Annotated in this window: 12 protein-coding genes; 1 reads left to right on the top strand and 11 read right to left on the bottom strand. The window is 59.4% G+C overall.

Translation table 11 applies throughout. The annotated features are described in order from the left end of the window. Window positions 1–28 precede the first annotated feature (28 nt). The 11 genes from argC to uvrA form a co-directional block, all read right to left on the bottom strand. Window positions 29–1,072 (bottom strand): N-acetyl-gamma-glutamyl-phosphate reductase, encoded by a 1,044-nt coding sequence (gene argC, locus CAURI_RS07075; RefSeq protein WP_010190060.1) that lies wholly within the window; start codon window positions 1,070–1,072, stop codon window positions 29–31. A 145-nt stretch (window positions 1,073–1,217) separates the two neighbouring features. After that, entirely contained in the window at window positions 1,218–1,670 is a 453-nt protein-coding gene (locus CAURI_RS07080) for a hypothetical protein (protein WP_010190061.1), read from the bottom strand. A 173-nt stretch (window positions 1,671–1,843) separates the two neighbouring features. Then, window positions 1,844–4,357, bottom strand: a complete 2,514-nt coding sequence (gene pheT / locus CAURI_RS07085; protein ID WP_010190063.1) for a phenylalanine--tRNA ligase subunit beta — start codon at window positions 4,355–4,357, stop codon at window positions 1,844–1,846. A gap of 29 nt (window positions 4,358–4,386) precedes the next feature. Then, window positions 4,387–5,433, bottom strand: a complete 1,047-nt coding sequence (gene pheS, locus CAURI_RS07090; RefSeq protein ID WP_010190066.1) for a phenylalanine--tRNA ligase subunit alpha — start codon at window positions 5,431–5,433, stop codon at window positions 4,387–4,389. Between the two features lie 102 nt (window positions 5,434–5,535). Further along, window positions 5,536–6,336, bottom strand: coding sequence for a TrmH family RNA methyltransferase (locus CAURI_RS07095; protein ID WP_012715062.1), 801 nt, complete (start codon window positions 6,334–6,336; stop codon window positions 5,536–5,538). 119 nt (window positions 6,337–6,455) lie between these two features. Beyond that, window positions 6,456–6,908 carry an NINE protein gene (locus tag CAURI_RS07100; protein ID WP_010190070.1) on the bottom strand — a complete coding sequence of 151 codons (453 nt, stop codon included), beginning with the start codon at window positions 6,906–6,908 and terminating at the stop codon, window positions 6,456–6,458. Window positions 6,909–7,120: 212 nt separating this feature from the next. After that, window positions 7,121–7,504, bottom strand: a complete 384-nt coding sequence (rplT, locus tag CAURI_RS07105; protein ID WP_005323264.1) for a 50S ribosomal protein L20 — start codon at window positions 7,502–7,504, stop codon at window positions 7,121–7,123. Between the two features lie 56 nt (window positions 7,505–7,560). After that, a complete protein-coding gene (gene rpmI, locus CAURI_RS07110; RefSeq protein ID WP_010190075.1) occupies window positions 7,561–7,755 on the bottom strand; it encodes a 50S ribosomal protein L35 in 195 nt (64 codons plus the stop codon). Between the two features lie 36 nt (window positions 7,756–7,791). Continuing rightward, the gene (gene infC / locus CAURI_RS07115; protein WP_080550383.1) at window positions 7,792–8,313 is read right to left on the bottom strand and encodes a translation initiation factor IF-3; all 522 of its coding nucleotides are present in this window, start codon (window positions 8,311–8,313) and stop codon (window positions 7,792–7,794) included. A 251-nt stretch (window positions 8,314–8,564) separates the two neighbouring features. After that, entirely contained in the window at window positions 8,565–9,476 is a 912-nt protein-coding gene (locus CAURI_RS07120; RefSeq protein ID WP_236660819.1) for a serine hydrolase, read from the bottom strand. Window positions 9,477–9,526: 50 nt separating this feature from the next. Next, on the bottom strand, window positions 9,527–12,364 hold the full coding sequence (uvrA, locus tag CAURI_RS07125) for an excinuclease ABC subunit UvrA (RefSeq protein ID WP_010190080.1): 2,838 nt from the start codon (window positions 12,362–12,364) through the stop codon (window positions 9,527–9,529). Between the two features lie 76 nt (window positions 12,365–12,440). Here uvrA and CAURI_RS07130 point away from each other — a divergent pair, with 76 nt between their 5' ends. After that, entirely contained in the window at window positions 12,441–13,043 is a 603-nt protein-coding gene (locus CAURI_RS07130) for an MBL fold metallo-hydrolase (RefSeq protein WP_010190082.1), read from the top strand. Window positions 13,044–13,050 lie beyond the last annotated feature (7 nt).

Raw genomic sequence — 13,050 nt, forward strand, 5'->3', positions numbered from 1 at the left:
GGGGAACGCGCGCGAGTATTACGAGTGCTTAAGGTGCGACGGCCGCTTGCGGCAGACCCGAGGTTTCCTCCCAGCCCAAGGTCAGGTTCATACACTGAACAGCTGCACCGGCGGTGCCCTTGCACAGGTTGTCTAGGGCCGCGGTTATCACCAGACGCTGAGTGCGCTCGTCCACGTGCGCCTGGATGTGGACCATGTTGGTGCCCACGACGTTCTGTGTTTCTGGCTGCTGATCTTCCGGCAGAACCAGGCAGAACGGCTCTTCCGCATAGAAATCGCGGAAGGCTTGAGCAACGCTGTGCTTGTCGACGTCCCCCTTCAACGGCGCCGTAATCGTCGCCAGGATGCCACGCGGCAAAGGCGCGAGCACCGGGGTAAAACTCACCGAAACCGAATCCTGGGTAAAGGGCTGTAAGTTCTGCAGGACTTCCGGAGTATGTCGGTGGGTACCGCCCGGCTTATAAGCCTTGAGATTGCCCATTGTCTCCGCGCCCAGCTGGGCCACGGAGGCCTTCTTTCCCGCTCCGGAAACACCGGTAATCGCGATGACAGACAGGTCCGGTTCAATCAGCCCTTTCGCCACAGCAGGCAGAGCGCCGAGAGTAATCGTGGTGGGGAAACACCCAGGGACGGCCACACGGTTGCTGCCTTTAAGCTTGTCCCGGTTGCCGGGAACTTCAGGAATTCCATAAGGCCACGAACCGGCATACTCCCCGCCATAGAATGCATCCCAATCTTCCTTGCTGCGGAGGCGGAAATCGGCGGCGCAATCAATGACAGTGACGGACTCCCCCAGCTGACGGCCAATGTCTGCGGAATGCCCATGCGGCAAACCGAGGAAAACGATGTCATGGCCCGCTAAAACTTCCGGAGTGGTGTCCTCGATGACGCGATCTGCCAACTGCGGCAGGTGCGGCATGAGTTCGGAGACTCGCTGACCAGCATTAGAGTGCCCCGTCAGCGCGCCGATGCGCAGGTCACCTGAAAGGTACGCTGGGTGCGACAGCAAGAGACGCAGAATTTCGCTTCCTGCATAACCCGTGGCTCCGGCGATAGCTACTGAAATAGTCATGCAGCCACAGTAGCAAATAATGCAGTCCGCCGTATGTTATTCAACCAAATTGGGAGAACTTTTCTTCATTCCACAGAGAACAAGGCCCCGATCTCCGCAGTGTGCTGCGAAAATCCGAGCCTTGCAGTAGGGATAGGAGCGAAACCTACATGACGCGGGATGAGACCTGTCCGAGTCCTTCGGCGCCTGACACAGCCTTCTTTCCTGCGTAGCCAAGGTAGCCCTGTGGACCAACGAAGTGGATACCGCCTTGGGCATCCGCGATGGCGGTGACCTCGTTGAACTGGTGAACTTGGCCGGGCTGCAGGCGCTTAAAGCTGGAAGGCGTAAGCCCCTGGTTGAAACAATCAGCCTTGGAGCGGCCCGCGTGATAGAAGAAGCGTGGAGCCAGCTGCCCCGGTGGGTTGCATTCCGGGCTAGTGGCGCGAGCGCCATTCGACAAGCGGGCGACGTAAGTACCATCAATATTCGCTGCCTCGCAGTTGACGGTGCCATCAGCATTGGAGAAACCCTGGGACAGGTCTGCGGAGGCATGTGGGGCGATGGTCAGTGTGCCGACGACCGCGGCGGTAGCTGTAAGACGAGAAATCAAACGCATGGTGTGAACAATCCTTTCGGTGTGGAAACGCTGCCCCCTTGAGGTTATGAATCAAGCCACACTACATCCAGTGCTAGGGGATCTGTCCCCACCCCTTCACTCCTTGCGGCATAAGAAAACCCGGTTCACATGGTGTGTGAGCCGGGTTAAGGAACCGAAGGCACGAGTGAACGCTAAGCGCGCATCTCCGCACCAAGACGCTGCTTGGCTAAGTCTGCGGCAGCGAGTCGGTGCTCGTTAGCTTTTTCATCGGTCAGCGTGCGGTCATCCGCGCGGAACAAGAGCTGGAAGGCAAGGGACTTCTTGCCTTCACCGAGCTGCTCACCACGGAAGACATCGAAAAGCTCCACGGATTCCAAGAGCTCGCCGGCGCCTTCCTCAACCACTCGGCGCACTGCCTCTGCCGGGGTATCCTCATCCACCACCAGCGCGATGTCCTGGTGCAGGGCCGGGAAGGAGGAGAGGATCGGTGCTGGGAACTTCTCATCCAACGGCAGTGCGGTGACATCGAGCTCCATGGCGCATGTGCGGGCTGGAAGCTCGAGAGCCTCCAGTACTTGCGGATGCAGCTCGCCGGCATAGCCCACGACGGTCTCCTCGTCTGCGGTGAGGACCAAGGCGGCACAGCGGCCCGGATGCCACGGGAGCTGCTCGGCCGCCTTGACAGTGATGTCAACACCAGCAGCGCGGGCAACCTGGCGCGCGGACTCAATGGCATCTGCGTAGCTATAAGCACGACCGGAGCCCCACGGACCCTCGTGCTCAATGTTGCCGGTAGCGACCGTGGCCACGTGCAGCGGCTGTAGCGGCAGCGACTCCACAAGCTCAGTCACCACTGAATCCTCCGGGCGCGACTCCACCGAAGGCATCGGAGACGCATCGGCGCGCTTGAATGCCACCTGCTGGAGACCGAAGAGGGCGAGGTCACTTCGACCACGAGCCACGTTGCGGGCGATGGCTTCAAGGAGATTCGGAAGCAACGTCGTGGACAGAACGGACTTATCCGATTCGAGAGGATTCTGCACGGCAACAGTGCGGCGGCGCGGGTCTTCTTTATTCAGACCCCAAGTGTCGAAGGTGTCGTTAGCGATGAACGGCGATGGCAAAACCTCGGCGTAGCCTGCATAGGCCAAGGCGTGTCCGATTGCACGGCGGCGCTTCTGCGCCGGAGTAAGGCCGCGCCCTCCCACCGGGGTAGGCAGAATGGTCGGAATATCCTCGAGCCCCTCCAGGCGCAGGATCTCCTCGATGAGATCCACATCCATTTCGATGTCGGTGCGCCAGGACGCGGGGACGACGGAAAGCTCTTCTTCGCCAGAGACCTCGCAGCCCACCTCAGTAAGGCGCTTCACCACGGTCTCGCGGGAGTACCCAACGCCGGCGTATTCGCTTGGCTTGGCGGCGCGCAGTGTGATGGGCTCGCGCTTGGCGACGTCCCCGACGAGCGTCCGGCCCTCCTCAATGGTGCCGCCGGCGATCTGCTGGAGCAGTGCACACGCAACATCGAGAGCAACCTCCACGATGGCTGGGTCGACGCCACGCTCGAAACGGCGGGAGGCTTCCGAGGACAGCTTGTGGCGGCGCGACGTCCGAGCCACGGTAATCGGATCCCAAATGGCCGATTCGAAGTACACGTCAGTGGTCATCTCGGAGATCTCAGAGGTCGTGCCGCCCATGACACCAGCCAGTGACTGAATTCCATTGTCATCGCAGATGACCACGTCACCCGTCGAAAGCTCACGCTTGACATGGTCGAGAGTCTCAAACATCTCCCCCTCGCTAGCGTTGCGCACCACGAGATCACCGCTCACGACGTTGGCGTCGAAGGCGTGCATCGGTGCACCGAGGAGCAGCATGACGTAGTTGGTGACGTCGGTCGCCAGATTGACGCTGCGCTGACCGGAGAGCATGAGCTCGCGCTCCATCCAGAAAGGGGTGCGGGCAGCAGGATCAATGCCGCTAACCTTGCGCAGACCAAAGCGCTGGGCCTTGGTTTCTTCGCGCAGATCGACGGCGATCAGCTCGCCCTTCGGCCCCGGCACAGCGGACGTATCAATACCGGCAACGCTCGGATCCTGCGCCACGTCGGGGAAGGCCACGTCAAAGGCGGAGGCAATCTCGCGCGTCAGACCACGCGCCGACAAGGCATAGCCGCGGTCTGGGGTGATGTTGACGTCGAAAACCGTATCGGACAGGCCAATGATGGGGCGAGCGTCTTCACCGATCTTGTCGGCGACTTCCTCTCCCAGAACGATGATGCCATCGGCCTTCGGGCCAAAGCCCAACTCAGCTGCGGAGCACATCATGCCGTTGGAGATGTGATCATAGGTCTCACGGGCAGCAATCTTGAATCCACCTGGCAGCTCAGCGCCCGGAAGGGAAACCACGACATAGTCATTGAGACGGAAGTTACGAGCACCGCAGATGATGCCCTGCAGCTTGCCGGTGCCGTTGGCCTGGCCAACATTCACCTGGCAGTAGCGGATTGGCTTCTTAAACTGAGTGAGTTCTTCAATCTCCACGACCTGGCCAATAACCAGCGGCCCCGTGGTCTCCGGAAGAGCCTCATAGCCCTCGGTCTCGAAGCCAACGCGGACAAAACCGGAGTCTAGCTCTTCGGCGGATACGTTCCAGCCAGAGTTTGCGGTGCCAAGGAGGCGGGTAACCCAGTCTTGGGAAATAAGCATTGTTTTCTTTCTATCCTTTCTCTGGGTTCCTATGCCTGCACGCCGAATGGCAAGGTAAAGCGGACATCGCCTTCAACCATGTCGCGCATGTCGGTGAGACCATTGCGGAACTGTAGGGTGCGCTCAAGGCCCATACCGAAGGCAAAGCCGGTGTACTCCTCCGGATCGATGCCGACCGCACGCAAAACGTTGGGGTTAACCATGCCGCAGCCACCCCACTCGATCCAGCCAGCGCCGCCTTTCTTGTTCGGGAACCATACATCGACCTCGGCAGAAGGCTCGGTGAACGGGAAGTAGTTCACGCGCATGCGGGTGGTGGTCTCCGGGCCGAAGAGAACTTTGGCCAGGTGCTCCAGAGTGCCGCGCAGGTGGGCCATGGTCAGCCCTTTATCCACGGCAAGACCCTCCACCTGGTGGAAGACCGGCGTGTGGGTCGCGTCGAGCTCGTCGGTACGGAAAACTCGGCCTGGGCAGGCGATGTAGAGCGGTACATCACGCTCAAGCATCGTACGTACCTGCACCGGCGACGTGTGTGTACGAAGAACCTGCTTGGAGCCCTCCTTACCCACATGGAAGGTGTCCTGCAACGTACGTGCCGGATGGTCGGGCTTGAAATTCAGAGCATCGAAGTTAAAGTACTCAGCTTCGACCTCTGGGCCCTCGGCGATTTCCCAGCCCATGCCCACGAAGATATCGGCAATGTGCTCCGACAGCGCAGTAATTGGGTGCAATGCGCCGGTCTGCGCCCGGGTAGTTGGGACGGTGACGTCGACTTTCTCCGCCTTGAGCCGAGCGGCGCGAGCCCCCTGCTCGAGCACTTCACGAATTTGTGCAAAGCGCTTCTCCACCTTGCCGCGCGCCATGTTCACCGCACGCCCAGCGTCCTTGCGCTGATCCTTGGGCAACTGCCCCAGCGACTGGCGGGCCTGCGGGATATAGCCGCCGTCACCAAGGTGCTCACGGCGGGCGGAAGTGAGCTCGTCGAGGTCGGATGCACCCTCGAAGGCGGCAATGGCCTTCTGCGCGGCGGCCTCGAGGGCCTCTTCGGTCAATTCGATCTGAGGTGTGTCGGACACGTGCCTTGATTACCTTCTTCTCGCACAAAAACTAACGCGAGCTATCTTACCGTGCTCCCCGACTTCTGTGGCCACCAGCCCCAGCCCCAGCCCCAGGAAAGATTAGCGGTTCTGTTGCTTGACAGATTCGTACAGGCAGATGCTAGCAGCCGTGGCAAGGTTCAGTGACTCTGCACGGCCCAAAATCGGAATGCGCACGCGCATATCAGCTTCATCCAACAACTCCCCTAGCCCATGAGCTTCGTTGCCAAACAGCCATGCGGTGGGCTGGGAAAGATCGGCTTCAGCCAGATCTACTTCACCATCGGCAGCTGTTGCCAGCACCTGCATGCCGGAGGACCGCAACTTACCCAAGACATCTTTAATATTGGGATCACGCGCCACGGGAATATGGAAGAGTGAGCCTGCTGATGCGCGCGCGACTTTACAGCCCAATGGGTCGACCGTCTCGCCCGCGAAGATGACACCATCGGCGCCCATAGCATCCGAAGTCCTGATCAAGGTACCTGCATTGCCCGGCTCGGAAGTAAGCACTGGGACTGAGACCAAACGCGGCTTGCCCGCCAAGATTTTGCCTGCAGTCCACAGGACAGGACGGCACACAGCAAAGAGGCCTGTGCTCGTCGCCGTATCGGAGAGATGCTTGGCTGCCTTGTCGGTGATGGGATGAACATAGACGTCCATATAACCGCAGGTTTGCACGATGTGCGCAAAGCGTTCGGCGGCCTTTTCCGTCACGAAAACATCCGTGGCCGAGCCTGTCGACACCGCTGCATCGACAGCATTCTCACCTTCAATAAGGAAACGCTCTGCCTTCCGGCGGCTAGCGGCGCGATGCAATTTGGCGGCATTGATTATTCGCGGCGTGCGCTCCGTGAAGGCATTCTCAAAGTCCAGTTTCATGGCCTCTACCCTACCGAGGCCGCCGACGTGCTCGCCGATCGCGTGGGTGCACCACAATGCAGCAAGCCCACCGCTTCCTAGCCGTAGGAGGCGGTGGGCCGCAAGAGTGTTGCTAAAGACTACTTCTTCAACGGGATGCCATTGGAGTCACGGTCATAACCGCCTGCACCGGCGATGATCATGATGAACTCAATAATCACCCAGATCCAGAGGATACCCGCCGAAATAGCACCAATACCCAGCCACGACGTCAAGATGCTAAAGACACAGAGGGATAGCTGGCCGATGGCGCGTCCTGTGCGACCAATGTAGAAGTTGTGAGCGCCAAACCCGCCAAGGAAGAATGCAAGGAGCAACGCTGCCAGCCAGGACTTCTGCGGTGCGTTGACCGGGGCCTGCTGGGAGTAGTACTGGCCCTGCCCTTGGTACCCGCCCTGCTGAGCCGGCAGGTTCTGGCCGTAGTTGCCGCCCTGGTACTGGTTTCCGTTGGAGTCGAACGGATTGGAGTACTGAGGGTTATTGCCCGAAGCATTCGGGTTGTTCTGCTGGAAACCGCCGTTGGGGTTCGTCATGAGAAAGACTCCTTTTAAAGCCTGTAAGTACAGGAAGAGAACGTGGGAACTTGCTTAAGGTAACACAAAGCACACACCATGTCCCCTTTTTCCTCACCCCACTGGGGTCTATTCCCCATTTGATGCAGTACCCATAATTGAAGCTTGGAACGCCAAAAGCCCACCCCTTCCTTGAAATGGAAAGCAGTGGGCGTGGACAGGCTAGTGAAAGCTTAAGCAGCCTTCGGAGCGTTAACGTCCTCCGGCAGTGCAGCCTTGGCGGCCTCGCACAGTGCGGAGAAAGCCTCGAAGTCATTAACAGCAAGCTCAGCCAGGATCTTGCGGTCAACCTCGATCTCAGCCAGACGCAGGCCGTGGATGAGGCGGTTGTAGGTGATGTCGTTCATACGAGCAGCAGCGTTGATGCGCTGGATCCACAGCTTGCGGAACTCAGACTTACGGGCGCGACGGTCGCGGTAAGCGTAAGTCATGGAGTGCAGCCACTGCTCCTTGGCCTTGCGGTAGAGGCGGGAGCGCTGGCCGCGGTAGCCCTTAGCGGACTTCAGGATCGCGCGACGCTTCTTCTTGGCGTTAACTGAGCGCTTTACTCGTGCCACAGTAATACTTCCTTATCTTGATTGTGGTGTGTGGAAATGGAGTGTTTCGGCGCTGACTATGCGCGGCCGAGAAGGCGCTTGACGCGCTTGGTGTCTGCCTTGGCAACGTCCTCGGTGCCCTTCAGGCGACGGGTGCGCTTGGAAGGCTTGCCCTCCAGGAGGTGGCGGCGGTTAGCCTGCTCGCGACGCAGCTTGCCGGAGCCGGTCACCTTGATGCGCTTGGCGGTGCCCTTGTGAGTCTTCTGCTTCATGAGAATTAAATCCTTAAATCCTAAGTGGAGCGTGGTCTACTTCTTGCCTTTGCGGACGGGCCCAAGAACCATGGTCATGTTGCGACCATCCTGCTTGGGGCGCGACTCCACGACGCCAACCTCTGCGACGTCATCAGCCAAACGCTCCAGCAGACGGAAACCGAGCTCCGGACGCGACTGCTCGCGACCACGGAACATGATGGTTACCTTTACCTTGGAGCCCTTCTCCAGGAAGCGCACCACGTTGCCCTTTTTGGTCTCGTAATCGTGATCATCAATCTTCGGACGGAACTTCTGTTCCTTCACCACGGTTTGCTGCTGATTCTTACGGGACTCGCGGGCCTTCTGGGCCTGCTCGTACTTAAACTTGCCGTAATCCATGATCTTGGCTACGGGCGGCTTCGCGTTCGGGGCAACCTCGACCAGGTCAAGGTCTGCTTCGTACGCGAGCTTGCGAGCATCGTCCGTGCGGACAATGCCCACCTGTTCACCACCGGGGCCAACAAGACGGACCTCGGGTACTCGGATGCGCTCATTAATGCGAGCTTCAGCGCTGATTGTGGTTCTCCTCGATTGTGGGGGCTAGTAGTGTGCCTACCGTGACCACAAACAAATAAATCCCGGTGCCAGAGGCAACCGGGAGTTTCTTTTCAAGCACGCGCCAGCATGTGGCGCCTACTCTTAACCTTTATCCTGCGCCGGATCTTTTAATCCTGCGCGGCTTCGGGTGGGAGAAACTCCGCTTGCGGCCCAAGTACCTCCTGGAGGAGGCGCTACGGGCGGTAGTGGGCATTACTTTATCACCGAGATCATCGAGAGCCAAATCCGCGTGCCGACGTGTTTGCCGATGCCTTTTTTGCAGTGCTTGACGACGCCTCTTCCACCGCAGATGGCGCACTGGGGTGCGCGCAGCCCACCAGCGGCGTTAGCGCCCCGGCTTCCAGCGCCTCAGAAACTATCCGGTCAACGCCGGCAGCTAGCATGTCGAGAGCGGGTATCGCTTCATCGGCATACTCCCCTGGCATGGTGACCTCAATGGCCAGACCCACCGCCCCATTCTCTGCAGCGCCGCCGCCTGCAGTTTCTCGAACCCCAATTTGACGGTGGGTATATCCGTTATCAGTTTCAGATAGTCCCCAGCCGCCTTTGGCGCGGGTGTCCGGCAGCTTATCAAGCCCATTGTCTTGCCACTCCACGATGTCATCCATCGCGTCATACACCTGCTCCGCTTCTGGTATACACGGCAAATGCGAGCCAAACTTAGCTTGTTCTTCGAGCAACCACGTGGAATAGCCAAAGGGCTCGGCAAATTCGCCGGTTGAGTCATACTCCCTCAACAGGGCTTTCACCGCGCTGGCGGCATCCCCCTCGGTCCATTGGACGTGGGACCACAGTGCGTAGGCTGCGTCATTATCAGATTCTTTAATCGCGAGGTCCACGAGCTCGGGGCTGGCTCCATCTCGTAGAGCAGCAATGGCGATGGGAACCTTCACGGTCGACCATGCGGGTTCATCGCCCTTGAGCCCAGCGTTAAACGTGTCCTTTTTATCCGCCACGGACGCACCGGCACGTACGTCAAACTCGCTTTCAACGTCAGCGATAACGGCGCGCAGCTCCGTGGGCACGTCGAAGTTCGGCGTATCCCCCTCACGCGATTCTTCAGTGGATGGTTGCTTGATGTTCTCTTCAGGGCTCGAACAGCCGGTTAGGGTTGTTGCCATGGCGAGACAGAGAGCTAACGCAGCCGTGGGTGTGTACTTCTGCCCCACCGTCACACCATCTCCTTGAGGAACCCTCCCGTATAGGAGCCTTCTACCTGCGCCACATCCTCCGGCGTGCCTTGGGCCACGACAGTGCCGCCACCGGAACCGCCTTCTGGCCCCATATCTACGATCCAGTCGGCGGCCTTAATGACGTCTAGGTTGTGCTCAATGATGATGACCGAATTGCCCTTGTCCACCAGCCCCTGGATGACGAGCATAAGTTTGCGGATGTCCTCAAAGTGCAAACCAGTCGTCGGCTCATCCAAGATGTAGACCGTGCGCCCATTCGTTCGCTTCTGCAGCTCGGATGCCAGCTTCACGCGCTGCGCCTCACCACCAGAAAGCGTCGTGGCGGCTTGGCCCAAGCGGACATATCCCAGGCCAACCTCCACCAAGGTGTTGAGGTAGCGATGAATAGAGGTGATGGGTTCGAAGAACTCGGCTGCCTCCGAAATCGGCATATCGAGAACCTCTGCGATGTTCTTGCCCTTATAGAGGACCTCGAGGGTCTCGCGGTTATAACGAGCACCATCACAAACCTCACACGGCACGTAAACATCGGGCAGGAAGTTCATCTCAATCTTGATAGTGCCGTCGCCTTGGCAGGCCTCACAGCGTCCACCCTTAACGTTGAAGGAGAACCGGCCTGGCTTGTAGCCGCGGACCTTCGCCTCCTGGGTTTCCGCGAAAAGATTACGAATCTTGTCGAAGACCCCTGTGTAGGTTGCCGGATTCGAGCGCGGGGTGCGGCCGATGGGGCTCTGGTCCACCTGCACCAGCTTGTCTAGGTGCTCCACGCCTTCAACGCGCTTGGCGCGACCAGGTACTTGGCGGGCGCGGTTGAGTTTATTCGCCAAGGTCTTGGCCAGGATCTGGTTGACCACTGTGGACTTTCCTGAGCCAGACACACCAGTGACGCAGACGAGGACGCCCAATGGAATCTCGACGTCAATACCCTTGAGGTTATTCTCGCGCGCGCCGACCACCTTGAGCATGCGCTCGGAGTCAATCTCACGGCGAGTATCCGGGACCGCGAGCTTCTTCTTACCCGACAGGTACTGCCCTGTCAGGGACTCCTCCACGGCTTCAATACCGGCGGGTTCGCCCTGGTAAACCACAGTTCCGCCGAATTCGCCGGCGCGCGGGCCGACGTCGACAAGCCAGTCTGCCTCCCGGATGGTGTCCTCATCGTGCTCCACCACAATCAAGGTGTTTCCGATATCGCGCAAGCGCTTCAACGTGGCGATAAGGCGCTGGTTATCGCGCTGGTGCAGTCCGATGGAGGGCTCGTCCAGGACATACAAGACTCCCGCCAGACCAGAACCAATCTGGGTGGCAAGGCGAATGCGCTGTGCTTCACCGCCGGACAACGTGGAGGCGCCACGGTCGAGGGTGAGGTAGTTCAGGCCGACGTCGAGCAGAAAGCGCAGGCGAGCCTGGATTTCCTTGAGCACGGCACCGGCGATGATCTCCTCGCGATGGCCCAGCACGAGCGAGTCGAGGAACTCCGCCGCCTCCTCGATGGACAGCGCCGTCAAGCCAGCGATGGACTGCTCGCCATGCGCGGTGGAGGCCAAGCGCACCGCCAAGATTTCCGGCTTCAGGCGGGTACCGCCACAAGCGTTACACGGCACGCGGCGGGTGTACTGAAGCAGACGGTCCTTCTGCGATTCGGAATCCGCCTGATCTAGCTTGCGCTCCAAGAAGCCGATCGCACCCTCGAACGGTGCGGACCAGTTGCGCTGGCGGCCATAGCGGTTCTTGTAGCGCACGCTGACTTCCACATCCGTGCCATAAATCAGCGCGTGGCGCTGCTCCTTGCTCAGCTCGGACACCGGGGTGCGCGGATCAAAGTCCAAGGCTTTCGCTAGACCTTCAACCAGTTTGACAAAGTACCGCGCATTGGGGCTCGACGTCCACGGTTGGATGGCCTCCACAGCCGGGGCATCCGGATCCGGGATCAGCAGATCCACATCCACCTCAAGGCGCGTGCCCAAGCCATCGCACACCGGGCAAGATCCAAAAGGCGCGTTGAACGAGAACGCGCGGGGCTCGTATTCCTCAATGGTCAGCGTGTGCCCGTTGGGGCAGGCCGCTTTCTCCGAGTAGGTATGTGTGAGCTCTTCGCGGTCAACGAAATCCAGGGTGACGAGGCCATCCGCCAAGCGTAGTGCCGTCTCGACAGAATCCGTTAGCCGCTGCTTTTGGGAAGCCTTCACCTGCAGGCGGTCCACGACGACATCGATGTCGTGCTTGATCTGCTTCTTCAGCTTCGGCGGGTCACTGAGCTGATAAAGCTCACCATCCACCCGAACACGGGAGTAGCCCTGCGCCGCGAGATCTGCGAAGAGGTCAACGAACTCGCCCTTACGGCGGCGCACGACAGGTGCAAGGACCTGAAACTTCAGTTTCTCCTCGTGGCTTAATACCTCATCCACGATCTGCTGCGGGGTTTGGCGCTCAATGACGGCATCGCACTCAGGACAGTGCGCAGTACCCGCGCGGGAAAAGAGCAAACGCAGGTAGTCATAGATTTCAGTAATGGTTCCCACGGTGGAACGCGGGTTGTGGTTGGTGGATTTTTGGTCAATCGACACCGCCGGGGATAGACCGTCGATGAATTCGACGTCCGGCTTATCCATTTGGCCAAGGAACATTCGCGCATAAGAGCTTAAAGACTCCACGTAGCGCCGCTGCCCCTCGGCGAAGATGGTGTCAAAGGCGAGTGAGGACTTGCCGGAGCCTGATAGGCCGGTAAACACCACCAGCTTATCGCGCGGAATGTCGATATCCACGCCCTTGAGGTTGTGCTCACGCGCACCTCGTACGACCAAACGATCAGCCACTAGTTGCTGCCTTCCTACACAAAAGAATGTGTGTTCAGAGAGTTCTCACTCAGAATCTACCCGTATGGTTGGACTTATGAACAACGCCCTGAAGCTTCATAAAATTTCCGTTTCTGAAATGGACAACAACTGCTACCTGTTGTGCGCTGGTGACGAGGCGCTGCTTATCGACGCTTCCGCTGACGCCCCGGCACTGCTCGCTTTGGCCGCCGAGCACGCCGTCAAAATCACCGCAGTGCTCACCACACACCGCCACTGGGACCACGTGCGCGCGCTCGAAGAGGTCCTGAATAAAACCGGCGCCGTGCACTACTCCTCCTTCTTGGACTCCCCTGCCTTGCCCGCGCCCGTCGACGTCGAACTGGAGCATGGCGATACGCTTTCTTTCGCCGGCCACGATCTGCCCGTCATTATCCTGCGCGGACACACCCCCGGCGGTGCGGCCATTGCCGCAGAGATTGATGGAGTTACCAACCTCTTCGTCGGTGATTCCCTCTTCCCCGGCGGTGTGGGTAAGACCACCTCGGAAGGTGACTTCGTGCGCCTGTACAAGGATGTCACCCAGCGGCTCTTCGATGTCTACCCGGACGAAGCGATCGTCCGCCCCGGGCACGGTGCACCCACCACGCTCGGCGCGGAGCGCTCTCACATTGATGAGTGGTGGGAGCGGCGTTGGTAACTGCGTT

Source organism: Corynebacterium aurimucosum ATCC 700975, assembly GCF_000022905.1.
Lineage (GTDB): Bacteria > Actinomycetota > Actinomycetes > Mycobacteriales > Mycobacteriaceae > Corynebacterium > Corynebacterium aurimucosum_F.

What these genes read in the sequence shown, in the direction of transcription:
- argC (WP_010190060.1), bottom strand. Translation starts at nt 1,072, where the DNA reads ATGACTATTTCAGTAGCTATCGCCGGAGCCACGGGTTATGCAGGAAGC.
- CAURI_RS07080 (WP_010190061.1), bottom strand. Translation starts at nt 1,670, where the DNA reads ATGCGTTTGATTTCTCGTCTTACAGCTACCGCCGCGGTCGTCGGCACA.
- pheT (WP_010190063.1), bottom strand. Translation starts at nt 4,357, where the DNA reads ATGCTTATTTCCCAAGACTGGGTTACCCGCCTCCTTGGCACCGCAAAC.
- CAURI_RS07095 (WP_012715062.1), bottom strand. Translation starts at nt 6,336, where the DNA reads ATGAAACTGGACTTTGAGAATGCCTTCACGGAGCGCACGCCGCGAATA.
- CAURI_RS07100 (WP_010190070.1), bottom strand. Translation starts at nt 6,908, where the DNA reads ATGACGAACCCCAACGGCGGTTTCCAGCAGAACAACCCGAATGCTTCG.
- rpmI (WP_010190075.1), bottom strand. Translation starts at nt 7,755, where the DNA reads ATGAAGCAGAAGACTCACAAGGGCACCGCCAAGCGCATCAAGGTGACC.
- CAURI_RS07120 (WP_236660819.1), bottom strand. Translation starts at nt 9,476, where the DNA reads ATGGCAACAACCCTAACCGGCTGTTCGAGCCCTGAAGAGAACATCAAG.
- CAURI_RS07130 (WP_010190082.1), top strand. Translation starts at nt 12,441, where the DNA reads ATGAACAACGCCCTGAAGCTTCATAAAATTTCCGTTTCTGAAATGGAC.